The following is a 24,598-nucleotide window of genomic DNA, read 5'->3' on the forward strand; positions in this document are numbered from 1 at the left end:
CAGCGCACGACGAAGGGGCAGGACACGCCTAGGTGTCCTGCCCCTTTGTGCTGTCTGTGACCTGCGGTTAGGAGGCGTCCGAGGACGTCGTCGAAGGCGGGTTTTGCTTGGTGGAGGTGGTGCGCTTCCGGGCGGGTTTACCCAGGCCGAGCTCGGCCAGTTCAGCCGGAGTCCAGCCGCCGGCCACAGCCGCCTTCCGTGCATCGTTGACCTGCTGATGCGCCGCTGACCGCAGCGTGGTCAGGGCATCCAAAGCCGTCTTTGCCGGGCCCGAGAGCTGCTCAGGGAGGGCGTTCAGCGCCCGTTTCGCGTTGCTCTTGAGCTCGGCGATCTGTTCGTCTGAGTCGATCGCCGACTTGAGGTTTCGAATGTGCTGCAGGCGTTCGTCAGCCCGCCGGGCCTCGATGTCCCGGGCCGCCTTGATCGGGTCCACGCTCATGCCGGCCAGCGTAGCGCGAGCAGCGCGCGAACGCCGCCAACGCGCAGTTATGCGCACCTGTCCGTAGCTGAAGCTCGGCACCGGCTTTTCGCCGAGCAAGATAGTAGATCAGGTAACCTGATCTATGATACTGACTTGCCTGGGGGCAGTCAGATGGACACACTGGGGTGTGTCAGTCGCTGCGCTCTGGGAGGTTTCGTGACCGCCGCCGACGACCAGTCGACGCCTGCAGCTCGCCGTCGTGTCCGCCACGACGGCGGACGCAAGAAGCCCATCAAAGTGCTCGTCAATGACGACGAGTACGAGCAGCTGTCAGCGCGTGCTGCAGCGTGCGGACTCACCGTCCCGAGCTATCTCGTGCTGTCTGGAATGCAGAGCCTCGCCGCTGGCGCAGACGGTCCCTCGATGTCACCGGCGCAAGCGCGTGCGCTGGTCGCTGAGCTGTACGCGGTGAAGCGCATCTTGCGCGGTTCGTCAACGAACCTGAACCAACTGACCAAGAGCGCGAACGCCACCGGCGAGATCCCGTCGGAAGCGTGGCGCCACGCCGAGCGCATCGCGCGCATGGAGCAGCGCTTGGACGACGTCCTCGCCTCGATCGCCCCGGAACTGAAGCCGCGCACATGATTACGAAGGTCTCGCCGAAACGCGGGTCGCGGACACGTGGCCTGCTGGAATACCTGTGGGGCCCGGGGCGGCACAACGAGCACACCAACCCGCACATGGTGGCGGCCTGGGATGAGAGCTTCCTGCAGCAGGAGCTCGACTCGTTCGAGCGTGGCCTGCTGGCCCGTGAGATGGAGGCGCCGCTGCGGCTGTTCGGCCGCGAATCCGGCGGGCACGTCTACCACGTCTCGGTGTCCATCGACGCGCCGGACGGCGAGCTGACCGACGAGCAGTGGGCCGAGGTCGCCCGTGCCGGCGCCGAGAAGTTGGGCTTCACCGATGCGGACGGTCAGGCGGCCGTGCCGTGGATCGCGATGCGGCACGGCAAGTCCACCAACGGCAACGACCACATTCACTTTGTGGCGTCACTGTGCCGCGAGAACGGCACCGTTCCGGACATCCGTGGCGACTACGGCAAGTGGCGCGAGGTGCGCGAGCACTTCGCCGCGAAATGGGGACTGCGGACCGGCCGCAGCCGCGGCGCGGGGATGCCCGGCGTCACCCGGGCGGAACTGGAATCCGCGCAGCGGCAGGGCCGGAACGAGCCCGCGCGGACGGAGCTGGCGCGCGAGGTCCGCGGCGCCGCCGCCGGTGCACGCACCGAGGCGGAGTTCCTGCAGCGGCTGCGCCGGTCCGGGGTGTTGGTCAGTGCCCGGTGGGAGGACGGCAAGGAGCTGCCGGTGGGCTACAGCGTCGCGCTGAAACCGCCCACCGGTGAAAAGCCGGTGTGGTTCGGCGGTGCGAAGTTGGCCGAGGACCTCTCGCTCGGCGCGCTTCGCACAGCATGGCCCGAACCCGGTTCCGAGCAGGTCGCCGACGACCGCCGGGAATGGCACCCGACAGGCTGGCGGGACATGCCAACCGGGCGTCAGCTGGCGAACCGCCGCTTGCGCGCCGAGGCATGGGAAGAAACCGGGCAGCGCATCGCCGAGATGCGCACGCGGCTGGAGCAGATCCAGCCCACCGATGCCGCGACCTGGAGCAGCGCGTCCCGCGAAGCCGCGGGCGTGCTCGCGGCCTTGGCGCACCGGGTCGAGCCCGGACATCGCCACCAGCTGTCGCGCGCGGCTGATGCGCTCGCGTCGGCCGCGCAGACCGCAGACGAGGAGCCGGTGCCGCCCCGCGTCGACGTGCTCGCGCCGATGGCCGGCGTCGCGCGCGCGGTGGCCGATGCCGCCCTGGTTTCGCACAGCGCGCCGATCGCAATCGCGACGGTGACGATGCAGCTGGGCCGCCTGGTCCAGGCCCTGGAACGGGCGCACGAACTCGCCGGTCGACGTGAGCAAGCCGAGCGCACCGCCCGCGCCGCAGAGCAGATGCTGGAGCACATCCGCCGCACACCGTCGCCGCAGCAGCTGCAGGCCCAACGGGAGCAGCAGGAGCGCGAACGACAGGAACGGGAAGTGCGCGAACGACAGGAACGCGAACGTCGCGGCGAACAGCCCCGCGGCGTCGACCAGGACCGAGGAAGGGATGGCGGACATGGTCGGTGACGAGACAACCGAAGCAGTCGGCACCACGGCGCGGAAAGTCGCGGTGGTCGCCTCGATGGCGCTGTCGGCGGCCGAGATCGCGATGCAGATCCAGGCCCGCCGGGCCGAGGAAGCCGCGGCTGAATCCGAAGCCCGAGCCCGGGAGATGCAGCAGCGGTTGCGCGCCGAGCGCGAGATGGCTGCCGTGAGCTGGCGGCGTCTGCGCACGTTGGAAGGAGACCCTCGCGAGCTCGGCCAGGCGCTGGCCTCAGCAGCGGTGTGGGCACCGTTCGACACCCGTGCGGCCCGCGCGGTGACCGGCGTGCAGCAGCAGTTGAAAAAGGTCGGTGTGCACTGGCAGCCCAACCAGGAGCACCAGCGCACCAGCGACGACTACGCCGCGATGATGTTGCTGCTTCAACGCGAGGAAGAGACCCGCCAGCAGCAGAACGGCAAGGCTGCGAACACCCAGGAGGCCGGCGGTGACCTCGCCGACTTCTACGCCACCGGCGACCCGGTCACTGATCTCCAGGTGCAGCGCGTGGCCGCCGCGCTGGACGAGGACGAGGCCGAGCAGGTCCTGCACTCCGAGGGATGGGGTGCGCTGCAGCAGAGCATGGACCGGGCCGCCGACAGCGGATACAGCCCGGAGCTGCTGCTGGAACACGTGCGCCAGCAGCGCCCGCTGGACTCCACCGACGTCGCCGGGCAGGCGAAGGACATCGGCGCGGTGTTGCACTGGCGGATGGAACGCCACCTCAACACCCACCCGGCACCCGATGCGACGCTGACGCCCGAGGCCTTCGAAGCGCGCATCGCCGCAGCGAGTCCGCAGACGGCGGCCGAGACACAACCGGCCGGGACACAACCGGTCGGCACACAGCCGGTCGAGCAGTCCCACGAGCCGCCGCTGGTGCGCGATGCGGCACGGCTGGTCGCGCACAGCCAGTTCGGTTCGACCTCGATGCTGCAGCGCAAGCTCCGTGTCAGCTTCTCCGAGGCGGACCAGCTGATGGAAGCGCTGCACGCCCGCGGCATCGTCGGGCCCCGGGACGGAACTCGGGCGCGCGAGGTGCTGGTGACCCCGGCGACCGTGGATCGTCACCTCGACGGCGCCCCGCCGGCACCAGCCGACACCAGCCAGGTCTCGGTGACGCACACGCGGATCACCATCGAACGGCCGGACCCCGCCGACGGGAGTCCGGAGCAGGACGTCGTCGAGGTCGATCCCGGCGACGGCGGCAGCACGATCTACGTCGACCCGACCACCGCGGCCGACGTCGACGAGGCCGCCAAGAACACCGAGGGCGATCGGTGGGCAGGCGGATCCGAAGCCGCCCGGCTGGCCGGCGAAGCCGCCCCCGACGACCTGGACCTCACCCGCCAGCAGCTACCCGAATCGGCGACCGGCAGCGACGGCGCACGACACCCGCGGCACCGGCCGTGGATGAACCGCCTGCACGACCACGAGCGCGGCGACTGACCCCCGCACAGCGCTGCGCCCCTCGGGAACATCTCCCGAGGGGCGCAGTCACGTTCGGTGCTACTGAGGTCGGTCAGGCTTCGGTGTCTGGGCCCCAGGTGCCGGCGGGAGCGCGCTCGACCACCAGCTCCGGGTGTTCACCGACGTGGCCGGCCTCGGTGCCGCACCTGCTCATGGGCGAACGGTCACGGTCGACCAGCTCGGCCCAGTGCGGGCCAAAGTGATCGCGCCACCACACGCTCATCCCCGTGGTCGGGTCGAGGCGCAGGGCTTCCCATGAGCGCCACAGCGCGTCGAGACGACTGATGACCTCGGGATGCTGCCACCACTGCGGACACCAGCAGTGGTCACCAGTGAGCCGCCGCCGGATGATCGGCGCGAACCAGCCGATGACCCACTCCTCGACGTTCGGGTACTTCGGTTCGGGCTGGTCGCCGGAGTCGGCTTCCTCGCCGCCGCCGCCGTCGTCGTCGGTTTCGATGAGCGCTTCGTCCCACTCGTCGGTCATCAGGCTGCTCCCTCAGCGTCATCGTCGGCGCGGCCAGGTTCGTACCGGGCCAAGCTGTAGCGGATGCTTCCCGCGTGCGGCCCGTTCATCCACGCCCGCGTCGCGAGCAGGATCGGCCGCGACCCGGACGGGAACGCGATCATTCTGCCGCGCTCAAGTGATTGCAGGTCGCTGACTTCGAGGATGCGGCGTTCCCGGACCGAGCTGGACTTCGTGCCGCCGCCAGTGCGGTCGACCGAGACCGACCACACGATGTCGTCGTAGGGTCCGATCAGCTTGGAGAGCTTCTCGAGGAATTCGGCGTCGGCGGAACCGCCGCCGTAGATGCGGACGTTGGAGGCGTCCCAGATCTTTTGCATCCCGGAGCGGCCCCAGGCTTCCACACCCTGTTCCCAGCTCTGCAGGATGATCTTCAACGGGGCGCCGCGCGACCCAAGATGAGAAACGAGGTCGGGCAGCTCGCGGATGCGTACGACGTTCGCGGCCTCATCGAGAATCGGCAGCAGTGGCGGGTCGATGCGGCCGCCGGGTGAGCGAGCACCGATCTCGTTGACGGCTTCGAGGATGTCGGCGCTCATGGCCGCGGTGAGCGGCCCAGCGGATCCGACGCCTTCCCGGGAGAGCAGGTAGGCGGTGTCGCGCGAGCGCACGAAGGCGTAGGGGTCGAACTCCGGGCGTTCCTCGCCGTCTGCTGGTGGGGTGACCCAGCGCAGCACGTCCGGTTCTTCCAGGCACTTCAACAGCTTCAGCGCGGAGGCGAAAACACCTTGGCGCTGCTTTTCCGGGGCGTCGATCAAGCTCTGGAGTTTGACGGCGATGAGCTTGTCACCGGCGGTTTCCAGGTGTTCGACGGCGCGCTCGGCACGGCGGTGGTCGGCGCACCAGGTGTAGACCTCGGTCAAGGTGAGGCCGGCACGGGCAGCAGCGAGCATCGTGTACGAGCAGAGGTTTTCACCCTCGCCGTCGAAGTAGGCGTCTGTTTTGGCATCGGCCGACCTGCTGTTGGCGGCGAAGTGACTGGTGAGCTCGGCGGCCCTGCGCGGTCCAGTGACCCGCCGCAGCGGGTTGACCCAGAACGACGGCTCCGCATCGGCGACGCCTTGCGGGTCGAAGACCCAGCAAGTGCCGTGCTGCTCGCGCACTCCACGGGTGGCGTCGTGGATGTCACGCTTGTTCGAGGTGGCCAGAACCGGCCCGGGCGCCTCGACGATCTGGGGAACGACCTGCGAGGTCGACTTACCGGTTCGGGGACCAGCGATGACGGTGGAAACGTCTTCCCAGCTGGAGCGGATCTCGGTGTTGCTGGGCAGCGCGTCGCCGACCAACATGCCGTGGTCGGCCGGGTCGTCGCTGATCGTGGAGGAGGGACGCAGTCGGCGAGCGGAGTCAGCGACGCCGGCCGGGGAGTAGGCGGCGAAGTCATCGGACGTGGCCAGGTGCCGGGTGGCGGTGTCGACGCGCTTGCGGCCCTTCCGGCGACGCGCGATCCCCAGCCCGATCAGGACTGCGGGGGCGGCCAGCACCAGCACGATTCCGGCCAGGGCGATCCAGCCGTAGGTGCCGGGCCAGGTGGCGGTGCCCCGCGCCAGGTCGACGACGACGGTGATCGGGGTGCCGCCGGTCCAGCCGGTGCCGGCCAGCAGGCCGCCGAGCCCGGCGGCCAGCCACAGCAGGCCTGAGATCGCCACGTAGGTGCCGAGCAGCGCCAGGGGCACCATCGGGTGCCCCGGGGTCGCGGGTCGCCGCGCGTTCATTCCTGCCACCTCCGGTTGGTGTTGTGCACCCCGGCGAGCTTCTCGGCCTCGGTGAGCATGACCTGCGTCGGAATCCCTGGCCTCGATCCCACCTTGATCAGGCATTTCCCCTGGCCTGGCGGGGGTTCCTGGGTGCCTTCGGCGTGGTTCCACGCCCCGGGAGCGGACCACTCGGTCAGGCGCCGGCGTTCGGCGCTGGAGTGGTCGACGATCTGCCCGAGGTCGTCGACCTCGCGGCGCGGAAGCCCGAACTCGACGACAGCACCGGCGCGCTCGATGAACCCGCGCGCGGCCGCGCGGTCCTCGGGACGATCTGCGGTTTCGGCATCAAGCGAGGAGTGGGTGATGTAGGCGCACGCGGTCGCCCACTCGCGGTTGATGCGAGTCATCTCGTCCAGGCGCTGCACGAGCCCGTGTCGCAGCACCCTCCACAACTCGTCCATGACCACGAAGAACCGCTTCTGCGGGGCCAGGCCGGCATCGGCGAGCTTGTTGCTCGCTTCGATGGCACCGAACCCGTGGTTCCAGGAGGCGAGCAGCACCGCGGCCGTGAGGCGCTTGTCGTGCAGCGGAAGCGCGCTGACGTCGATGCACACCGCGGTCGCGTCGGCGTCGATGTGCACCGTGGACGGGCGAGCGAAGACGTCGCCGAACGCGCCGTCGATGGTGGCCAGCAGCGACAGGTGCAGCGGATCGACCGCCGCCCGGTAGGCCTCATCGGAACCCCGCGAGAGGGTGTAGCGGCGCAGCTCGTCGGGGCCTTCGTCGATCAGGGCAATCAGATCGCTCAGCAGCGGCGCGGAGTGGCCCTCGAAGCGGCGATCGAGGATGCGGATCGCGGCCGAGAGGATCGTCTCCTCGTGGTCGCTGACGCGGTTGCCCCGCACCAGCTCGACCAGTGAGGCGACCATGTGCAGCCGGCGGCCGTGCACTTCGGCACGGACCTGGTCGGCGGCCCGCTCGTCGAGCTGCGGGATGATCGCGCCGAGCGCGCCGACATCCAACGGGTTGAGCGAGCCGAGCCCGCGGCCGAGCTGCAGCACCTGGCCGCCGAGCGCCCGGACGACGTCGACGTAGTCCGGGCGCAGGTCCCCCAGAATCAGGGGCGTGACGCCCTGGGCTGCGGCGCCGATGACCTGACGGCGCACGAACGTCGACTTGCCCAAACCGGGCTTGCCCAGGATGTACTCGATCGGCGTGGAGATCAGCTGCGCACGCGAGAACCAGGAGATCGGGTCGAAACACACCGTGGCGCCGTTGTCGATGTGGCGGCCGATCGGGGTGCCGATGGTCGGCGCGCCGGAGGCGACACCGAAGGGCCACAAGCCGCACGCCTGGACCGACGTTGCGCGCCACATCGGCGGAGCTTCCACATAGGACGCGCGACCGGCGAGAGGACCGCGGAAACCCGTGCGGGTCGGCTGGATCGTGGTGGGCATCGGTTACTCCCCCTCGGTCAGGCCGCCGAGGGTGGCCACGGCGTCGGGCTGCAGGCCCAGGCCGAGACCCACGGCGAACGTGGCGGTCTGGGCGCCGTAAGCCCGCCGCAGCGCAAGCCGGGACGCGGCGGCGTTGTTGTGCAGGGTCGCCTCAGCAACCCTGACCTGGTCGGGATCGAGGACCGTCGCGGTCGCGATCAGGGCGAAGGACACGAGGCCGGCGCCGGAGGCTTCCTCATCGGTCTGCTGCTGGGCGGCGCGGACGTCCGCGTCGTCGCGGGCGTGCATGTTCTTGCGCTGCGTGGCGTTGCTGCGGGCGTTGCGCAGGTCGCGCTCGACGATGCGGGCGCTGGTGCCCGGGTCGTGCGGGCGGTAGTGCAGCACGACTCGCTTGCGCGTGAAGTCCGGATGCGGAGCCAGCAGATCGCTCAACACGCTGGAGAGCACCGCGCCGCGCGGGGCTTCCTCCATCGTCTCCACGAAGCTCACGGCGCCGCCGTGCAGGTAGCGGTCGCGCTTTTCCACGGCGACGCCGGCCGGTCCGGCGCTGGTCCAGGTGATGTCGTGCTCGCCGCGTGCGCGGTCGAGGTCATCGGCCTGCTCGGGGTTGTAGGCCACGAACGCCAGATCGGTGAGCTGGCGGACGGTCATCGGCCGCGCCGACCCGGCACCGGTGAAGGCCAGGTCCTGGCCGAGCGCGGGCAGGCGCGCGCCGATCTCGGCAGCCATGTCGGCCAGTGGCCGCGGCTTGGCGCCCGGCGTGACCGCCGCACGCCAGGTGATGGCCACCCAGGTGTGCACGGCCGCGGCCGCCGACGGGTAGGACGTGGCGGTCTCGGTGAGCACGTCGCGCGCCAGCTGCGGGCTGTCGGGGCTGGTGAGCCGGTCGACCTCGGCGGCCAGGCGCTGACCGGAGTCACCGGCGGTTTCGACGGTGACCTGGACGCCCTCCAGTGCGGGCACCTGGCCCAGGCGCGCCAGCCAGTCGCCCCACCCGGCGACCCACTGGTCGATCGTGTCCTGGTCGACCAGCCCGGAGCCTTCCGGGTCCACGCGGAGCACGGCGGAGAACTGGCCGGTGCCGACGTGTTCGAGCAGCCCGAACTCGCGGCCGTAGGAGTCCTGGGCGGTGTGCAGGTTCGTGCTGGCCAGCAGGCCGGGCAGCCGGTGGGTCGCACCCGGGATGACGCCGAGCGGCCCGGCCAGGTGCAGGTGCTGGCGGTGCCGGCGGCCGCGGTTGAACGCCACCCGGGCCAGCAGCAGCGAGTAGAGGGTGCGGCCGCGGACCCGCACCGCGAGCGGGGCCAGCACCAGCGCACCGAGGCCGAGCATGGCCCAGCCCAGCGGCAACGCGATCATCATGACCACGAAGCTGGTCAGCAGCCACACGAACGCCCCGATGGTGGGTGCGAACGAGAGCCCGAGGAGCCCGAAACTGCGGGGCTTGCGCCAGTTTCCATAGCGGGGTTCGGAGGCCACCGCGGCGGCGCGTGTGTCGTTGTGGGTGGTGGTCATCGGGATTACCTCCTCGACCCGCCGGGCGGGTTCTGCGACCCGCCGGAGGGCGGGTTCTGCTGGTCATTGGGATTGGCGCCGCGTTCGGCCGCGCCCTGCACGGTCTGCTTGACCGCACCGGCGGTCTTCGCACCGCCCGCCGCGGCCGCGCCGACCGGGCCAGCGGCGGCCGCGCCGGCACCGGCTCCTGCACCGGCTGCTCCGCCACCGGCGGCACCGAGGCCGGCGCTTCCGGCCGGACCGACCGGACCGCGGGGGCCGGAGCCGCTGGCGCCGCCTGGGGAGGCCAGGCCCGGCTGGTAGCTGCCGCCCCGCGAGGGCGCCGAAGCGCCGTTGGTGCGCCCGGATCCGGAGGTGAGCATCCGAGCGCCGCTGGCGGCGGCCTGCCCGGCGGCCATGCCCGCACCGCTGTTACCGCCGGAGCTGGTCAGGCTCTCCACCTGCGGGGTGATCACCCGCATCAGCGCGGGCAGAGCGCACGACGCCAGCACGAGCATGAACAGCCCTGCGATCTGGGCGTTGGCGTCAGCGGCGCCGATCGTCCAGAACGTGGCCGCGTACACCACCGCGGCCACGGGCTTGAACAGGACAAACGCGATCATCCACGACAGCAGCTTGTCGAGGGTCTTCTTCGCGGCTCCGCCGCCGATGCCGGCGGCCGCTGCCAGCGGCAGCACCCCGGCGCACAGCACCAGCATCCCGGCGCGCACGAACATCAGCGCCGCCTGGATGAACGCGGCGAAGATCGCGATAATCGCCAGGATGATCACCAGCGTGGGCGTCATTCCGGGCGTGCCGGGGGCGGAAAACGCCAGGTAGGAACCGACGGCTGCGGCGAGGTCCTTGCCCGCGGCCCGCTGGATGATCCAGGTCGAAAACTCGTCCCCGGCTTGCACCAGCAGTCCGACACCGGCGGTGCCGGCGGTCGAGAGCAACACCCACCGGCCCAAGCCGAGCCCGGTGTCGCGCAGCTGCTCTCCGCCGTTGGTCGACAGCGCGAGTTTCCCGGCGCCGACGAGAAGACCGATCCCGGCCGCGACCATCATGTACCAGGCCAGATGCTGCTGGACCTGCGAAACGGGCCCGGCGGTGGCCGAAATCCCCGGGGTGGGGATGTGCACCCACCAGGTCCACAGGAACCCGAGCATCTTGCCCATCGCGTCCAGGAGCGCATCGGCCATGCCCTGAACCCACTGGTTGAACGCCGAGCCCGCGACGCTCGCGGCGCCTTGCCCGATGAGATTGGCGCCCGCGACCGCGGGGTTGGTTGCGCAGACGACCGCCATTTCCGGGGTGTCGCACATGCCCATGTCAGTTCACCCCCGAAAACGCCGTGTAGTAGGTGAGATCGGCCAGAGGTGCGGAGGCCGGGGAGACGCCGCCGTTGGGCTGGAGCTCCAACTTCCAGTCACCGCCCGCCCAGCGCACGGTGACCGTCGTGCCGACCAGCCCGCCGTTGGGCGCCTTGCTGGCCAGCTGGATCACCGCGACGTCGGGGCTGTAGGTGACAAACCGGAACCCGGCGAGCTGTGTGATGGCATCGCCCAGGTCGTCGCCGGCCGCCGCACGGGCCCGCATGTACAGGTCACGGCCGGGACCGGGCAGGACCTGCTGCTCGGTGACCTGCCGCCACCCGTCACCCGGAGAGACCAGGTAACGGGTGCTGATCTGCGTAGCCGCCACCAGCGCACCCACCGGGGAGCGCTGGAAGCCGGAGGCGACCGCGCCGTTGTGCACGTACGGGCCCGCTTCGGCCGAGACGGGTACAGCGATGCGCTGCACCAGCTCCCACTGCACCGGCGGTGCGGCGGTGGGCAGGGCCTGATTGCCCTGCGGAGGCCGGTCGGCCGGCGGTGCCGGAGCACTCGGCCGGGACGGGGGCGCCGGCCGCTGCTGCTCCGAGTTCGACGGACCGATGACCGCGACCGTGACGGCCACGGCCGCGATCACCGCCAGGAACACCACGGCGGCAATGCCGCCGATGTGGCGCCATCCCAGGCGCGGGCGCTGGTCAGAAGACGGCGAGGTACTCATCCGAACGTCGCCACCCCCGCCAGGATGCCGGTGATGTTGGTGGCGATGATCGCCCCGGCCAGGGGCTTCCACAGGCCTGCCACGGCCTGCCCGCCGCCGTGCGGGGAGTTGTGGTCCAGCGCCATTTTCCCGGCGATGACTGCGGTACCGGCGAAGCAGAGGGCGAATACGCACCAGAGAACCCAGCGCAGGATCGTCATCACTCCGCCCGATCCGGGAGGAGCGATAGGACTTCCCGGGTTCGGGATTTGTGTGAGCACTTCGATCGAGGTGTGCACCAGCATGGTCAGCTGTCCTTTCCGTTGGCCGGTCGTGCGTGGCCGGTGAGTTCGTCAAGATCGTCGGCGATCGATTGCACGGCCCGCGGGAGATTCGGCGGCGTGGGGCGCTGGTTGCGCCACTCGTGCAGCCACGGCACCCGCCAGCAGCGCGGATAGGCGCTGGCTACGACCCGGGCGAACTGGCGGACCTCTTTGTCGGGCCGCCGCTCGGCGTCGTCGACCAACACCAGGCCGAGCACCTGCACGCCGTTCGGCACCAGCCCGCACACGACCTGGCGGGCGAAGTCCTGGGCATGGGTCAGGCCTTCGCGGTGGGTGCGGGCGACCGCCACCGCGTAGGGGGATTGGGCCATCGCGTAGGGCGCTTGGGCCGGCTGGCCGGACGGCAGAAGCCGCCGGGCGTCACCGGCCGCCGGCCAGGCCGCGGTCAGCGTCGACACGCCCGCACCGCCATGCAGCCCGACCAGCCAATACATCGGATTGGGGTTCCCGGCATCCGGCCACTGCGGGACAGGGCCGGACCAGCTACGCACCTGGCGCCAGGCCGGAGGCGGCTGCACTCCGGCCAAACCCGCCCGGGTAGCGGCGACGTCCGCGGGGGACTTGTCCGCCGCCCACCGAAACGGTGCGAGCACCGCCGGGGCTACTGGGAACTCATTCGTCGTCACACGCCCATACTAGCCCATAGACGCCTGCAAACAACTTCAGAGTCGCGAAACGTCCTTAAAAGTTGTTAAACGCCGCCAAGTGACTCTATGGTGTGCCTGACGACCTCATCCCGACCAGCAGGGGTGAGAATGACCAACGTCCGTGAGGTCGAGCAGGAATGAGCCAGCAAGATGAGCGAGCCGCCCCCCGAGGAGGCGCCAGACCAGATGACCGCGCAGCGCTGGCGCGCTGCCGTTGCGGCCATGCCCCCGTTGCTGAAAACCAAGGAAGCTGCGCTGGTGCTGCGCATGACCGAGAAAACGGTGCAGCGGCTGGCCTCCGAGGGACACATCAACGGCGCGTCCCGGCTGGGCAAGGAGTGGCGGTTCTCCAAGCACGACTTGCTCAACCAGCTAGGGATCCGGGATCCCGCCGAGGAGGAGTACAGCGGGCAGGACGACGCCGGCGAGCAGTAGCCGCCGCGCTGCTGGCGGCGTGCGCGACCGCCGGGTGCGCCGGGAACACCCCCACTACCCCGGCTCCCCCGGCGGCCGCGCCGTCGACGAGCACCACCCCGCAGCAGGTCATCGAGGTCTGCACCCAGACCGCCCAGGTGTGGCTGTCACCGGACACCCGCACCGACACCGACCCGGCAGCCGCCCGGATGCGCGCCGCCGACCGCTGGGGCACCACCGCCCTGCGCGGCGGTCTCGCCGCCTCCTCACCGGTCAGGCCGACATCACAATGGACTGAATGGGCGGCCCACCACGCCCGCGTCGAGGCCCGCCCGGTGCCCTACATCGGCGAACCCGCGCCGCCGCCTGAACCGGGGCGCGCCTACGCCGCCATCCAGATCGCCCGCACCGCCACCGGCGACGGCGGATGGCGCCAGGAACTGCCCCAGGTCACCGTCTACTGCACCGCCCGCAGCGAGGGCGAGCGCTGGCTGGTCGACGAACTCCAGCTCACCGAAGCGGGCCAGTCATGAGCCCGCGCAGCGCCGGACTCGGCTGCGGTGCCGTCGGGTTCTTCGCCCTGTTCATGGCCGGTGTCCTGGCCGTCATGGCCGTCGGCGCCGCCCACCAGCAAAAGGCCGCGGCCGCCGGTGGAATCGGCACCGTGGGCGCCGGGGATCAGCTCAAACCGGGCGCGGTCCCGGAGAAATACGTGGCGCTGATCAACAAGGCCGCCCAGACCTGCCCGGAGATCACCGCTCCCCTGCTGGCCGCCCAGATCCAGCAGGAATCCAAGTGGGACGAAAACGCCGTCAGTCACGCCGGGGCACAGGGCTTGACCCAGTTCATGCCCGAGACCTGGCAATCCTCCGGCGTCGACGGCGACGGCGACGGGCAGCGCGATCCGAACAACCCGGCCGACGCCATCGCGTCCCAGGCGGCCTACATGTGTGGCCAGGTCAAGGGGGTCCGGGAGGCCAACATCCCCGGCGACATCGTCGACCTCGCGCTGGCCGCCTACAACGCCGGCCTCGGGCGCGTGCGGGAGTACAACGGCATCCCGCCCTTCGCTGAGACGCAGGACTACGTGCGGAAAATCCGCAGGTTCGCTGCCGAGATGTCGCTGCCCGCGCCCCAGCCCGGCGGCGGAGCCGCTGCACCGGGCGGATGGGTCACGCCGGCCGCCGCGCGCTGCAGCAGCGGATTCGGCGCCCGCTGGGGCGAATTCCACCGGGGCCAGGACCTCGCGGGCCCGATCGGTACCCCGATCCTCGCCGCCTCCGCAGGCCGCGTGATCGCCGCAGGACCGGCCTCCGGCTACGGGCTGTGGGTCAAGGTCCAGCACGCCGACGGCGTGGTGACCGTCTACGGCCACAACAACCGCAACCTCGTGCAGGTCGGCCAGCAGGTCACCGCCGGCCAGCAGATCGCCGAGATCGGCAACCGCGGCGAGTCCACCGGCCCGCACCTGCACTACCAGGTCGAAGTCAACGGCGAGCCGGTCAACCCGGTGAGCTGGCACCAACAGCAAGGCGCCCCGCCTCTGTGCGGGTGAGCAGTACCTCCACGGAAAGGCAGTTCATAGCAGGAAGGAACCCATCATGACCAGCACCGCACCGCGCCCCACCGGCACCGGCGCACCACCGCCGAACCCGGTCTGCCCCGAATGCCAGCGCCCGACCCGGTGGCTGTCGGAACCGCTCGCGCGATGGATCTGCCAGGACTGCGCGATTTCCTGGCGGGATCTTGACCAGCCCGGACTCCGTGAAAACCCCGGCCAGACCGCCGCGGCACCCCTGGAGAAGCCATGACCGCCACCGACCCGACCCGTAGTCACCACTGCCAGCGCGTCATCACCGACGCGCACACCGTGCCGAGCATCCTGCCCGGCAGCCTGCTCTCGGCCCGGGGCGAACCCGTGCTCGCCACCGCGTACCTGATCGCGATGCTCGAAGACGCCACCTGGCAGCTGCTGGCCCCGGACGTGCCCGAGGACCTCGCGATGCTCGGCCGCGGCGGGCGCTACGAGCACACCTCACCGACTCTGCCCGGTCAGCAGGTGCGCATCGAGGTCGAACGCGGCGCCGTACCCAACATCGGCCGCCAGACCTGGACCGCGCGCGCCATCAACGTCGACACCGGGCAACAGGCCGGCGTGCTGCACCACGAGCTGGCCACCGTCCCCCGCGACCGGTTCTACCGCCGCCTGCACCGCTGGCAGCACCACCACAGGTGATCGCATGAGGAACTCCCGCAGCATCCCCGTGCACCACCGCGCCCCGCTGTTGGCGACGGCGGCCACCGCCGTCGCCGCAGCCACGGCGACCGGGTGGGCCACCACCGCACACCGTCTCCGAGCCCGCAACCACGAGCTGCAGCACGCCCAACGCGACCAGGTCACCGGCCTACTGACCCGGCGCGCCTGGGAACACACCGCCGCAGTGGCCTGGTCCCGGCACGACTCCGTGGTCGGACTGGCCGACCTGGACCACTTCAAGGCCATCAACGACGAGTACGGCCACCAGGCCGGCGACGCTGTCCTGCGCACCGTCGCCACCCGCCTCAACCGCGCACTCGGCGGAATCGCCGTGCTCGGCCGCTACGGCGGCGACGAGCTGGTGTTCGTCACCAGGTGGGCCCACGCCCACCGCCGCGAGCTCCCGGGCGTCCTGGCAGCGCCGGTGCGACTCGGCCGCACCGAGCTGGACATCGGCGTCTCGCTCGGCATCAGCAGTCCCGGCCACCCCACCCCGAGCTCGGCGGTCGACGACGCCGACCGGGCGATGTACCAGGCAAAACACCACCAACGACGCCACGCCCTGTAAGAGGCAAGAAAGGACACCCCGAGATGGCTGTCAAGACTCAGTGGACGCTCACGTTGAAGTGCGGCCACACCGAAACCACGGACCTTTCCAAGAAGAAGCCCCACGAGCGCGCTGGTTTCGCGCGATGGCTGGAGAAAAAGCGCGTGTGCGAGGCCTGCTTCAAGAAGGACAGGAACAACGGCGGCGAGTGGATCGAGGACAAGGACGAGTGGCTCAAGGCCAAGCGCGCCGAGGAAGCCGAAGCCGCCGAGCAGTGGGCCCGCGAGGCGAACATGCCCCCGCTCACCGGCAGCGACAAAGCCGTTGCCTGGGCGAACCGCGTGCGCCACCAGGCCCTCATATCCCTCTATCGCTGGGCCGTCGAAGAAGGACACGCGCCCGACGACTACGACCAGGCCGAGGAGATCGCCCGCTCGATCGACCGGGCTGGATGGTGGCTCGACCAGCGCGAGCTGATCGAGGACGATCCCGAGGCCCTGCTGGAGCTGCTGAACTCGGCAGCCGCCGATGAGGGCGTCTACTGCGAAAACACCTACTGAGGAGGAACACCCTTGACCACGATCACCGCCGAGCAGATGCGTGAGCACCTCGCCGACGGCCAGGCCACTCCCCTGCTGCCCGAGGGCATCCCCGGCCCGGTCCACCACGCCGGTCGCTGGTGGCTCATCCCCGAAGACGCCCACGACTACCAGCCCGCCGACGCCGACCGCGCCGCCCGTCTCGACGAGTTCGCCCAGCGGCTGGCCGCCGGAGCAAAGGCGCTACAGACCCGCACTGACCAGGAGGAGCGATGAACGCGCGCGAGTTCGCCGAGCGGGCACTGCTCGGCACGCTGCTGCAAACCCCCGGCCACGTCCGCGAGCTCAGCTGGCTGCAGGCTGAGGACTTCCGCGGGCAGGGATATCAGGTGCTGTACCGCACCATCGGCGAGGTGGTGCGCGAGCACGACGCCGCCGTTGCGGCCCAGGCCGTCGACGCCAGGAACCACCAGGCCCCGCATGACGTTCCGAGCCTGAACGCGGTGACGATGCTGCAGCGCCTGCAGCGCGACCGCGACCCCTCCGTCCAACGCTCGTCGGCGCTGACCGCCCCTGGCCTGCACCAGCTGCTCTCAACCGCCCCGCCGGAGCGGGTCGCGCAACCGCAGGCCTACGCGATGATCGTGCTCGAATCCTCAATCCGCCGGCAGGTTCAGGCCGCCGGAATGCGTGTCGGCGCCGCCGCCGAGACCAGCCCCGACCTGGCCGCGATGCTCTCGGTCGTCGAGACCGCCCTCACCGAGGTCGACGCCGTGCGGCAGCGCTGGGACGACCTGCACCCCGCCCCCGGCCTGACCGGGGACGAGCACGAGATCGTGCCGCAGGCGCGCGAGTCGGTCGTCTTCGACGAGGCGATCCCCAACGAGCTTCTCGACACCGTGGCGCAGCGCAACGCCGAGTACGGGCTGGTCTCCGAAGCGCTGGCCAATCCGCCCGTGCTCGACGAGCTCGCCGACCGGGTACGCCCGGAGGACTTCGGCGATGAGCACCTGGGCAACACCTACCGGGCCATCATCTCGGTGCACGCCGAAGCTACCGCGACCGGCGTCACCGTCGATGCCGTCACCGTGGCCTGGCAGCAACAGCGCCAGGAACCGGTGCACGGTCCCGGGCTGGCCATCCCCGAGCTCAACGAGCTCGGCCAGACCATCCCGCTGGGCGCCAACCACGCCCGCCGCTGCGCCGTCGACGTGCTGCGCGGATCGCTGTCCCGCCTCACCGAAACCGCCGCCCAGTCCGTCGCCGAGGCCGCCCAGCATCCCGGGCTGCAGCCCGGCGACGTGCTGCACACCTCCACCCAAGCGCTCGAAGCAGTCGTGCACATGGCCCGGCGCACCGCGGCCCCGGCCGCGAGCCTGGCCCAGCAAGCCAGCCCGAGCAGGCCGGCCTCGACCAAGCCGCCGGCACCGACACAGCAGGTGTGCAACACCGTGCCGCTGCGGCCCGGACGTACAGCTGCAGCGCGGCGCGATGAGATCGGCAGGTGATCACCGTGCCCCTGCACCACACCCAGCCGTGCCCGGACCCCGCACCCTGTCGGCGCCGGTCCTGGTTTCGCAACCTGCGCCGCTGGTTTAACGCGCTCCGGGCCCGCACCGGCACCTACATCGCGGAGGACGTCGACAACCACGAGCTGGCCCGGGTCGAGGACTACGCCAACGGCAGCCGGCGCCTGATGCTCTACACCACCGTTGGCGTGGACGACTGGAAAACCCGCCGTGACCAGGTCGAAAACGCCTTGAGCCAGGCCCTGATCGCCGCAGGCCTGGCCACCCCAGCCCGGTCCCTGCGCCTGCACGGCGGCACCGTCGGCCGCAGCCGTCTGCAGTGCTGGGGCATCCCCGGACCCCACGGCCCGGAGGTACTTGAGGAACTGGCCGGGCTCTTGGCCATCGCCCACGAGCTCGGCCTGGGCCAGGACGTCCACGTCTGCTCGGACTGAACAGGAGAAGACCATGACCAACCCGCAACCGACTCCGCTCGGCGACAGCGTGCTCGCGCTGCAGAACACCGTCGACGACCAGCAGGACACCATCGACGAACTCACCGCCACCGTCGCGCGCCTGACCAGGGAGCTCGACCAGTTGCGCGCCGCGGTCATCCAGGCCGGCATCGGCGTCCCAGGCCGTGACCGTGAGGAGTGACCATCATGGCCAAGTCGTCACCGCGGCGCTCCCCCGAGCAGGCCCGCGCCGCCCGCGAGGAAAAACTCAACGCGGCCCACCAGCAGATCACCGAGTACGTCGAGAACCTCACCACCGGTGAGGACTGGGCGAACTGGCTGGCTGTGGCCAGCCAGTTCCGCACCTACTCGTTCAACAACATCGTGCTGATCGCCCAGCAACGGCCCGATGCCACCCGGGTCATGGGATATCGGCAGTGGCAGGGACTCGGCCGCCAGGTCCGCAAGGGCGAGGTGGGCATGACCATCCTCGCGCCGAAGATGGCGATCACCGGCTGGCGCGAGAAGGACGGCACGGTGGTCACCGGCACCAAGCCCATCAAGAAAGACCAGGTCCCCCAGGGTGCGAAGCCGATCCGGAGCATGGTCGGCACTCTGCCGGTCAAGGTGTTCGACATCGCTCAAACCGAGGGTGAGCCGCTGCCCGAGCTCCCGATCCCCGAACCCGTGTCCCTCGACGGTCCCGCGCCCGAAGGCCTCTACGACGGGCTCGTCGGCATCGTCGAGAAGAACGGCTTCACCCTCACCCACGAGCCCACCCGCATCGGTGAGGACGGCTACACCGCGTTCCACGAGAAGCGCATCAACATCACCCCTGGCCAATCGCCCGCGCAGGAAGCACTGACCCTCGCGCACGAGGTCGGGCACATGCTCATGCACGACCCGAACAACCGCGCGCCCGAGGACCCCGCTCATCACCGGGGAATCGGCGAGATCGAGGCCGAATCCGTCGCGTACCTGATCGCCTCCCACTTCGGCTACGACACCAGCGACAACTCATTTCCCTACGTGGCGGGATGGGCCGGTAAGGACAACCCCACCGAGGTTGTCCGCGCCACCGCAACCAAGGTCGTGAGCACCGCTCACTCGATCATCGACGACATCCAGCCCGCCGTCGACACCTCCGAGCACGACTCCGAGCACCTGATGGCCCGGGCCCGCGCCACCCGTGATGCCGCTGCCGCCATCAACCGGGCCGCCGATGCCGGCCCCACAGCTCGCAGCAACGAACCCACCGCTGCGACCTCAGCGGTTCAGCTGGCGCGACAAGCCGTACCGAACGCGGCCCCCACCAGCACACCGGCGTCGACGTCGACGAGCACACAACCGCACCACGCCCTCGCGAGGCCGCACGAGCGAGCGAAACCCGACGAACTACAGCGGTAAGGCGCAGTGAACGCCAAGCCGGTCTGTCTGCACCAGGCAGTACCGTGCCGATCATGAGCGTGTGGATTCTGGACGGACGCACCTACATCCGCGGCAGCGAGATCATCGAAGTTGAGATCCGCAGAAACGGTGTGTACATCACCCAAGCCCGAGTCGGCGACCGACCATCCGGCACTGCACCGGAGAGTCGCAAGCTCTGGATGCTCGAGACCCCCGAAAAGGCGGAGGTTGCGGCCGAAGAACTCCTCGCCGTGCTGGCTACCGAGCCTTCGGCACTGGTGTCGCTGCGCAATGGTGAAGTCAACGTGCGCCAGGTGCCGGCCGTCTCGCTGAGCTGACCGCCCTCCGAACGTAGTCAAAGCCCCCGGCAGTCCCTGCCGGGGGCTTCGTTGAACGCTATTGATCAGCGGGCGCAGTGATCGGCCCACGAGCGGGCGGCCGCGGCCATGTTCGTCTTCCACGCGCTCGGGTCGGCGCCGGCGATCTGGTCCCAGACGCGCGCATTGGCGCGGCTGAACGCCGCGATTGCCGCCGACGAGGCCGTGGTCCAGGCGGGCGTGCTGCTGATCCAGGACTCCGCGCTGGTCGGGGTGTGACCGTCGGCGATCAGCCTGCCCGCCAGCACGCACGGGTCGATGAAACTCGCGCCCCGGGTGGGCCATGCCCAGTCGATCAGGTGCGCTCGACCCTGACCATCGATGATGATGTTCTCGGGGTTGTAGTCGGTGTGCAGTAGCGACGAGCCGTCGAAGAGCGCTAGCTCGGCCTGGTCGTCGACGTGCTTGCGCCAGCGTTGCGTCGGTGTCTTGAGCTCCGGCAGGTCCGGGCACGTGAGGTTGCCGAGCCGCCGCATCACGTCGAGCACGGCCGGCAGGTCCGGTGAACCAGGCCGGATATCGGCGTGACGGCCGTCGACGTGCTCGATCCCCAGCAGGTCCCAGCCGTCGACGTCGGCGAGTCGCCACAGCAGGCGGGGCGAGACGTCGTGCACGTGCTCGGCGACCGCGGCCTCGCGAGCCTGCGTCACCACCCCGCCGTGCCCGCGATGCAAACCCTTGACGAACACCCGGCCGCCGGCGGCGTCGACGACCGCGGCGATCGCGGAGTTCTTGCCCCCGCTGACCGTGCGGGCCGACCGGATGGGACCGGTGCAGGCCTCGACCGCCGCGTGCACGGCCGGCGACAGCTGCGCCCAGTTGAGGCGATCCAGCGGCATCCGCACCGTCCTCCCGTCGATGTTGGTGCTGGTCAGGATCAGGTTAGCGACACGACGAACGGGGCTGCACCACGCTGTGCAGCCCCGTTCGTGTGCGGATCAGTACGGGTTGTCATCCGAGGACGTGCAGGCGCATCGGTTGGACTCCGACAGGACGTCCAGGTCCGGCACGAACTCGATCTCGTCGACCTCCGCCTTCGGCGGTTCGAGGGTCACAAGAACAGCGGTCACGTGGGCTCACCTCCTCCCGTGCTGGCAGTAGCTGACCAGGGGCGCATTTGCCTCCTGGTACCGCTTCGCGAGCGGCCTGCAGGTCCCGCATTTGTCCTGCAGCGCGCACCCCGAACACCCGCCGGTGCGGAGCATGAGCTTGTCCGCGATCGGCGGGAGCTGTGCGAGTCCCTCGACTCCTTCGGCGACCAGGTCGATCTGCTCGTCCCGGCCGACCTTGCAGATCGAGGCCAGGCCGAACGGGTCGGCGTGAAAGTGGGTGATCCCGGCGTTGCAGCCGGTGAACGGCTTGCGAGCCCGGAGGTGCTCGTCGGACTGCGACGACAGGGCTTCCGGGCCGCCGTGGATGGTCGGGCTGATGTTGCTGTAGACGAAGTGCTCGGCTTCGAGCTCATCGGCCAGGGCCTTCATCTGGTCGAGCTCGTGGGCGTTGTCGTCGACGACCACCACGTTCAGCCGCAGCGGCAGACCTGCCTCGCGCGCGGCGGCGAGCCCGCGCCGGAACTGCCGCCACGTCCCCCGCCTCCGGGTCGTGCGGTCGTAGGTCTCCTCCGTTGCCCCGTAGACGCTGACCGTGATCCGGTATGGCCGGTACTGCGTGAGCAGGTTCAGATTCCGCTCGTCGTGCAGTCGCGAGCCGTTCGAGCTGATCTGCAGCATCATGCCGAGCTCGTAGGCCCGGCCGTAGGTTTCGCGGAACAGCGGATCGATCAGCGGCTCGCCACCGGTGAGCTGGAGCCACACCACGCCGGCATCCCGCATGACACCGAGCAGAGTCTCCCGGCCCTCCCAGTCCAGGCCCTCGAACTCCTTTTTCCCCAGGTAGCAGAACGGGCAGTCGTAGTTGCAGCCCAGGTTGAGCTCGTAGCTGGCTCGGGCGTAGCCGTACGACGACGGCTCGCGGACCAGCACCGCATCCGCGGACCGGCCGCTCAACTCCACGCCCCACGCCTTCCGCGTGGCCGCGGCCAGCCACTCCGGGCAGGGGCGATCACCCGCGGTGTCGCGCAGCTCCTGATATCGATGAAACGGGATCTTGAACCCCCCGGACTTTCCCGGCCGCATGACCAGGAAGTCCTCCAGGAAGGGTGTTGCGATCACCTCGTACACGGGTCCTCCTCGGATCGGCGGGTGATGCACCCGCCCTCACCCGCACCGGGAGTGGTGGGAAGTGCGGGTGAGGGCGGGTCCTGCGGTGCGATCGCAGGCGCCTTTTCCTGGTGACCGCACCGAGTTCGGTCCAGACGTGGGGATCAGTCCGTCGACGACGAACTCGGTCCCTTGCTGAAGAAGTCGGCGAAACTCGTTCCCTCGCCCTCTGGCCGTTCGGCGGCGTCTCCGAACCAGCCGTTCGGTGGAGGTGGCGGCCAGGGGATGCACTCGGTGTCCATCGCCTCTCCGGGCGTCCGCTTGTCGTAGCCGTGCATCAGGCACCGCCCTCGCGGTGCGCTGTCAGCACGCCATCGGCTAATGCCATTCGTCGTCCTTTCGAACCTCGACCTCGGCCAGCAGCCGCAGCTGCGCGACCATCCACGGGGTGGTCCCATCGGTCAGTTCGGCGCCGATGGAGTTCAGAGCGTTTGCGGCATGGCGTTTGAGCAGGACCGCGCGAGCATTCCCGGTCTCGCCGGGGCGGGTGGGTTGTGCGACCAGCGCCTGGCCGTCCAGTGCCCACACCAGCGGATCGAGCACCCGGACAAGCTGCGCGATCAGATCCAGCAGCGTCCCGCTGAGCTCAGCGCTGGCAAGCACGGTCTGGGGGCTTGGGGCCATCCGCAGCACCACCGCCCCGGTCAGGTCCTGTTGCAGGGCCGATTTCGCCAGTTGAACTGCTGCAGCGGCGAGCGCGAGCGCCGATGAGGCTGCCTCCGGAGGTGGGTCCTGTTCGGACATCACCTCGTTGAGCAGATCCTGAATCAGCTGCTCAATGCGGCTCACGGCGCGGCCTCCAGGACGGGCTCGCGGGCAACGGCACGATCAAGGAGCGCTGTCGAAGCAGCGTCCGGGAGCCGCCACGAGCTCATCGCCGGGCCGACGCAGACCCGAACCTGACCGCACGCACAGATCAGCAGCGCGTATTCCTGCTGGTAGGCCTCATGGTCGGTGCGCTGCCACCAGCGCAGCATCGTCTGCCCGGCGTGCAGGTGCAGCCCGAACACCCTGCGTGGCTTCGCCGTTGTCCAGGGTGTACCGCCGCGGTGTCTCAGCTGCGGGTCCGTGTACGTCCCCGAGCCACGTGATGTCAGCACCCACGGCTGACACGACCGTCCGAACACGAGCACTCTTCCTATTCCTGGGATGCAGTGCCCCGGCCGGTTCGGGGACCCCGACCGGGGCACTGCGGCCTTTGAAGGCCGGGAGCGCCGCACACCGCTTAGCTGGGGGGATGCCGCGGCGGGCGCTCCCGGCGCTACTGTTGCGACCAGAACCCATTCCAGTCACATGCGGAATCATGTCGGAATAATTCCAGGGTGGCTAGTCGGCCATCCGGGTGATCTGTGTTGACAGGCAGGAGTGGGTGCGACGTGGGCAGGCGGCAGGAGCGCGACGAGGTGGCACGTAAAACGGTTCGGGCCCGGCGGCTCGGCAGGCAACTACGCACGCTGCGGGAAGCAGCGCGGCTGAGCCAAGGTCAGTTGTGCGAGGCGATCAATGCTGGTCAAGACCGGTCCGCAACGATCAGCCAAGGTCAGCTGTCGAAGATCGAGTCGGGTACGGCCCGGCTCGACGCGGATCAGCTCGCGCGGGTGCTGACCGCGCTCAGTGCGGACGAGGCGATCGCCCAAAGGCTGGAAGAGCTCCGGGCACAAGCGGAAGAACCGGGCTGGTGGCGGCAGTACGCGCCGTATCTGCACGAGACCTTGGAATTGATGGTCGAGCTCGGCGACGACGCGACCAACCTGCGGACTTACGACTCGATCTTCGTCCAAGGGCTGCTGCAAACTCCCGACTACGCTCGCGCCGTCGTCGAATCAGGCAGGGCGTGGGTGCGCCCCACAGCCGTCGACGACCTGGTCGAGCTGCGAATGCGCCGCCAGCAGCGCCTCACTGAACCCGGATTCGAAGGACTCATTGCCGTCCTCGCCGAAGCCACCCTGCATCACCAGGTCGGCGGCCCGACGGTCATGGCCGCTCAACTCCAGAAGCTCTGCGACGTCGCCGAAAACGGCACCGCGGCAGTCCATGTGCTGCCCTTCACGGCTGCACCGTGGCCGGGTTTCGGCGGCTTCGTGATCTACGGTTTTCCCGACGAGCTGGACACCGAAGTGGTGCAGGTCGACGGCGACCTCGGTGCTGGAATCCACGAGGACAAAGAGTCGATCAAGGCAGTGACCTACACGCACAGCGCCGCGCTTGCCCAAGCGCTCAGCGCTCGCGAGTCCCTCGACGTCATCGCCGCAGCAAAGAAGAAATTGGACGAGTAGATGAACAACCACAACCCGTACCAGCAAGTCCCGGATGAGCTGTACTTCCAGCTCACCGAGGCCGAGCACGCAAAACCCGTGGCCAGCGCCAACAGCGGCAGCTGCATCACCATCGCAGCCGCCGGCGGATACATCAGCATCCAGGACGACAAGCTCGCCCCTGAAGAACGCCGCGCCCGCACCCAGGTCTACACACCGGCCGAACTCGCCGCGTTCGTCGCGGACGCCAAGGCTGGCCGCTACGACCACTTGATCTGAACCTGGTCTCCGCAACCGACCAACAGTGAACGGCGCCGGCACGGAAGTTGCGGGGGCGGGT

33 protein-coding genes are annotated in these 24,598 nt (G+C 69.8%); 18 read left to right on the forward strand and 15 right to left on the reverse strand.

Features of this window, described 5'->3' with window-relative positions; all coding sequences use genetic code 11:
* Window positions 1-67: 67 nt before the first annotated feature.
* Entirely contained in the window at window positions 68-439 is a 372-nt protein-coding gene (locus AB0J91_RS29420) for a hypothetical protein (protein ID WP_363875304.1), read from the reverse strand.
* A 198-nt stretch (window positions 440-637) separates the two neighbouring features.
* Here AB0J91_RS29420 and AB0J91_RS29425 point away from each other — a divergent pair, with 198 nt between their 5' ends.
* Genes AB0J91_RS29425 through AB0J91_RS29435 form a run of 3 tightly spaced genes read left to right on the forward strand, consistent with a single transcriptional unit; the run spans window position 638 to window position 4,060 of the window.
* Window positions 638-1,066, forward strand: coding sequence for a hypothetical protein (locus tag AB0J91_RS29425; protein WP_363875307.1), 429 nt, complete (start codon window positions 638-640; stop codon window positions 1,064-1,066).
* Entirely contained in the window at window positions 1,063-2,598 is a 1,536-nt protein-coding gene (locus AB0J91_RS29430; RefSeq protein ID WP_363875309.1) for a relaxase/mobilization nuclease domain-containing protein, read from the forward strand. Before AB0J91_RS29425 ends, AB0J91_RS29430 begins: the two co-directional genes overlap by 4 nt.
* Window positions 2,579-4,060, forward strand: a complete 1,482-nt coding sequence (locus tag AB0J91_RS29435) for a DNA translocase FtsK (RefSeq protein ID WP_363875312.1) — start codon at window positions 2,579-2,581, stop codon at window positions 4,058-4,060. Before AB0J91_RS29430 ends, AB0J91_RS29435 begins: the two co-directional genes overlap by 20 nt.
* A gap of 73 nt (window positions 4,061-4,133) precedes the next feature.
* Here AB0J91_RS29435 and AB0J91_RS29440 read toward each other — a convergent pair whose 3' ends face one another.
* From AB0J91_RS29440 to AB0J91_RS29475, 8 genes are read right to left on the reverse strand one after another with little or no spacing between them, the layout of a single operon-like run.
* A complete protein-coding gene (locus AB0J91_RS29440) occupies window positions 4,134-4,568 on the reverse strand; it encodes a DUF4913 domain-containing protein (RefSeq protein WP_363875315.1) in 435 nt (144 codons plus the stop codon).
* Window positions 4,568-6,322 (reverse strand): TraM recognition domain-containing protein, encoded by a 1,755-nt coding sequence (locus AB0J91_RS29445; protein ID WP_363875318.1) that lies wholly within the window; start codon window positions 6,320-6,322, stop codon window positions 4,568-4,570. The genes AB0J91_RS29440 and AB0J91_RS29445 overlap by 1 nt, the downstream gene beginning before the upstream one ends.
* Window positions 6,319-7,761: a hypothetical protein gene (locus AB0J91_RS29450; protein ID WP_363875321.1), complete on the reverse strand. Its 1,443-nt coding sequence runs from the start codon at window positions 7,759-7,761 to the stop codon at window positions 6,319-6,321. The genes AB0J91_RS29445 and AB0J91_RS29450 overlap by 4 nt, the downstream gene beginning before the upstream one ends.
* 3 nt (window positions 7,762-7,764) lie before the next feature.
* The gene (locus AB0J91_RS29455) at window positions 7,765-9,276 is read right to left on the reverse strand and encodes an SCO6880 family protein (RefSeq protein WP_363875324.1); all 1,512 of its coding nucleotides are present in this window, start codon (window positions 9,274-9,276) and stop codon (window positions 7,765-7,767) included.
* Between the two features lie 5 nt (window positions 9,277-9,281).
* Window positions 9,282-10,586: a hypothetical protein gene (locus AB0J91_RS29460; protein WP_363875327.1), complete on the reverse strand. Its 1,305-nt coding sequence runs from the start codon at window positions 10,584-10,586 to the stop codon at window positions 9,282-9,284.
* A gap of 1 nt (window position 10,587) precedes the next feature.
* The gene (locus AB0J91_RS29465; protein ID WP_363875330.1) at window positions 10,588-11,310 is read right to left on the reverse strand and encodes a hypothetical protein; all 723 of its coding nucleotides are present in this window, start codon (window positions 11,308-11,310) and stop codon (window positions 10,588-10,590) included.
* A complete protein-coding gene (locus AB0J91_RS29470) occupies window positions 11,307-11,594 on the reverse strand; it encodes a hypothetical protein (RefSeq protein ID WP_363875333.1) in 288 nt (95 codons plus the stop codon). Before AB0J91_RS29470 ends, AB0J91_RS29465 begins: the two co-directional genes overlap by 4 nt.
* Before the next feature lie 2 nt (window positions 11,595-11,596).
* On the reverse strand, window positions 11,597-12,067 hold the full coding sequence (locus tag AB0J91_RS29475; protein WP_363875336.1) for a DUF6668 family protein: 471 nt from the start codon (window positions 12,065-12,067) through the stop codon (window positions 11,597-11,599).
* Between the two features lie 363 nt (window positions 12,068-12,430).
* On the opposite strand from AB0J91_RS29475, the gene AB0J91_RS29480 reads away from it, so the two are divergent.
* The 13 genes from AB0J91_RS29480 (at window position 12,431) to AB0J91_RS29540 (ending at window position 19,745) form a co-directional block, all read left to right on the forward strand.
* Entirely contained in the window at window positions 12,431-12,715 is a 285-nt protein-coding gene (locus tag AB0J91_RS29480) for a helix-turn-helix domain-containing protein (protein WP_363875339.1), read from the forward strand.
* Window positions 12,716-12,852: 137 nt separating this feature from the next.
* Window positions 12,853-13,227 (forward strand): hypothetical protein, encoded by a 375-nt coding sequence (locus AB0J91_RS29485; protein WP_363875342.1) that lies wholly within the window; start codon window positions 12,853-12,855, stop codon window positions 13,225-13,227.
* Window positions 13,224-14,249, forward strand: a complete 1,026-nt coding sequence (locus AB0J91_RS29490) for a peptidoglycan DD-metalloendopeptidase family protein (RefSeq protein ID WP_363875345.1) — start codon at window positions 13,224-13,226, stop codon at window positions 14,247-14,249. The genes AB0J91_RS29485 and AB0J91_RS29490 overlap by 4 nt, the downstream gene beginning before the upstream one ends.
* Window positions 14,250-14,295: 46 nt before the next feature.
* Window positions 14,296-14,505 (forward strand): hypothetical protein, encoded by a 210-nt coding sequence (locus AB0J91_RS29495; protein ID WP_363875347.1) that lies wholly within the window; start codon window positions 14,296-14,298, stop codon window positions 14,503-14,505.
* A complete protein-coding gene (locus AB0J91_RS29500) occupies window positions 14,502-14,930 on the forward strand; it encodes a hypothetical protein (RefSeq protein ID WP_363875350.1) in 429 nt (142 codons plus the stop codon). The genes AB0J91_RS29495 and AB0J91_RS29500 overlap by 4 nt, the downstream gene beginning before the upstream one ends.
* Before the next feature lie 4 nt (window positions 14,931-14,934).
* Window positions 14,935-15,519: a GGDEF domain-containing protein gene (locus AB0J91_RS29505; protein WP_363875353.1), complete on the forward strand. Its 585-nt coding sequence runs from the start codon at window positions 14,935-14,937 to the stop codon at window positions 15,517-15,519.
* A 23-nt stretch (window positions 15,520-15,542) separates the two neighbouring features.
* A complete protein-coding gene (locus AB0J91_RS29510; RefSeq protein WP_363875356.1) occupies window positions 15,543-16,058 on the forward strand; it encodes a hypothetical protein in 516 nt (171 codons plus the stop codon).
* A gap of 12 nt (window positions 16,059-16,070) precedes the next feature.
* Window positions 16,071-16,313, forward strand: coding sequence for a hypothetical protein (locus AB0J91_RS29515; RefSeq protein ID WP_363875359.1), 243 nt, complete (start codon window positions 16,071-16,073; stop codon window positions 16,311-16,313).
* Window positions 16,310-17,545: a DnaB-like helicase N-terminal domain-containing protein gene (locus AB0J91_RS29520; protein ID WP_363875362.1), complete on the forward strand. Its 1,236-nt coding sequence runs from the start codon at window positions 16,310-16,312 to the stop codon at window positions 17,543-17,545. The genes AB0J91_RS29515 and AB0J91_RS29520 overlap by 4 nt, the downstream gene beginning before the upstream one ends.
* The gene (locus tag AB0J91_RS29525) at window positions 17,542-18,000 is read left to right on the forward strand and encodes a hypothetical protein (RefSeq protein WP_363875365.1); all 459 of its coding nucleotides are present in this window, start codon (window positions 17,542-17,544) and stop codon (window positions 17,998-18,000) included. Before AB0J91_RS29520 ends, AB0J91_RS29525 begins: the two co-directional genes overlap by 4 nt.
* A 13-nt stretch (window positions 18,001-18,013) precedes the next feature.
* Window positions 18,014-18,202 carry a hypothetical protein gene (locus AB0J91_RS29530; RefSeq protein ID WP_363875367.1) on the forward strand — a complete coding sequence of 63 codons (189 nt, stop codon included), beginning with the start codon at window positions 18,014-18,016 and terminating at the stop codon, window positions 18,200-18,202.
* Window positions 18,203-18,207: 5 nt separating this feature from the next.
* Complete coding sequence (locus tag AB0J91_RS29535) at window positions 18,208-19,407, forward strand: ArdC-like ssDNA-binding domain-containing protein (RefSeq protein WP_363875370.1); 1,200 nt, start codon at window positions 18,208-18,210, stop codon at window positions 19,405-19,407.
* Window positions 19,408-19,460: 53 nt separating this feature from the next.
* Entirely contained in the window at window positions 19,461-19,745 is a 285-nt protein-coding gene (locus AB0J91_RS29540; protein ID WP_363875373.1) for a hypothetical protein, read from the forward strand.
* Window positions 19,746-19,810: 65 nt separating this feature from the next.
* Here AB0J91_RS29540 and AB0J91_RS29545 read toward each other — a convergent pair whose 3' ends face one another.
* The 6 genes from AB0J91_RS29545 to AB0J91_RS29570 form a co-directional block, all read right to left on the reverse strand.
* Window positions 19,811-20,623: a hypothetical protein gene (locus AB0J91_RS29545; protein ID WP_363875376.1), complete on the reverse strand. Its 813-nt coding sequence runs from the start codon at window positions 20,621-20,623 to the stop codon at window positions 19,811-19,813.
* 99 nt (window positions 20,624-20,722) lie between these two features.
* Entirely contained in the window at window positions 20,723-20,854 is a 132-nt protein-coding gene (locus tag AB0J91_RS29550; protein ID WP_363875379.1) for a hypothetical protein, read from the reverse strand.
* Window positions 20,855-20,860: 6 nt separating this feature from the next.
* On the reverse strand, window positions 20,861-21,964 hold the full coding sequence (locus tag AB0J91_RS29555; protein ID WP_363875382.1) for a radical SAM protein: 1,104 nt from the start codon (window positions 21,962-21,964) through the stop codon (window positions 20,861-20,863).
* 143 nt (window positions 21,965-22,107) lie between these two features.
* Window positions 22,108-22,281, reverse strand: coding sequence for a hypothetical protein (locus AB0J91_RS29560; RefSeq protein ID WP_363875385.1), 174 nt, complete (start codon window positions 22,279-22,281; stop codon window positions 22,108-22,110).
* Window positions 22,282-22,321: 40 nt separating this feature from the next.
* Window positions 22,322-22,792, reverse strand: a complete 471-nt coding sequence (locus AB0J91_RS29565; RefSeq protein WP_363875388.1) for a hypothetical protein — start codon at window positions 22,790-22,792, stop codon at window positions 22,322-22,324.
* Window positions 22,789-23,013, reverse strand: coding sequence for a hypothetical protein (locus AB0J91_RS29570; protein WP_363875391.1), 225 nt, complete (start codon window positions 23,011-23,013; stop codon window positions 22,789-22,791). The genes AB0J91_RS29565 and AB0J91_RS29570 overlap by 4 nt, the downstream gene beginning before the upstream one ends.
* Window positions 23,014-23,379: 366 nt before the next feature.
* Between AB0J91_RS29570 and AB0J91_RS29575 the strand changes: the two genes are divergently transcribed.
* Window positions 23,380-24,279, forward strand: coding sequence for a helix-turn-helix transcriptional regulator (locus tag AB0J91_RS29575; RefSeq protein ID WP_363875394.1), 900 nt, complete (start codon window positions 23,380-23,382; stop codon window positions 24,277-24,279).
* The gene (locus AB0J91_RS29580; protein ID WP_363875397.1) at window positions 24,280-24,537 is read left to right on the forward strand and encodes a hypothetical protein; all 258 of its coding nucleotides are present in this window, start codon (window positions 24,280-24,282) and stop codon (window positions 24,535-24,537) included. It begins immediately after the preceding gene.
* Window positions 24,538-24,598: the final 61 nt, after the last annotated feature.

The organism is Saccharopolyspora sp. NPDC049357 (assembly GCF_040677225.1).
In the GTDB taxonomy this organism is placed as follows: domain Bacteria; phylum Actinomycetota; class Actinomycetes; order Mycobacteriales; family Pseudonocardiaceae; genus Saccharopolyspora.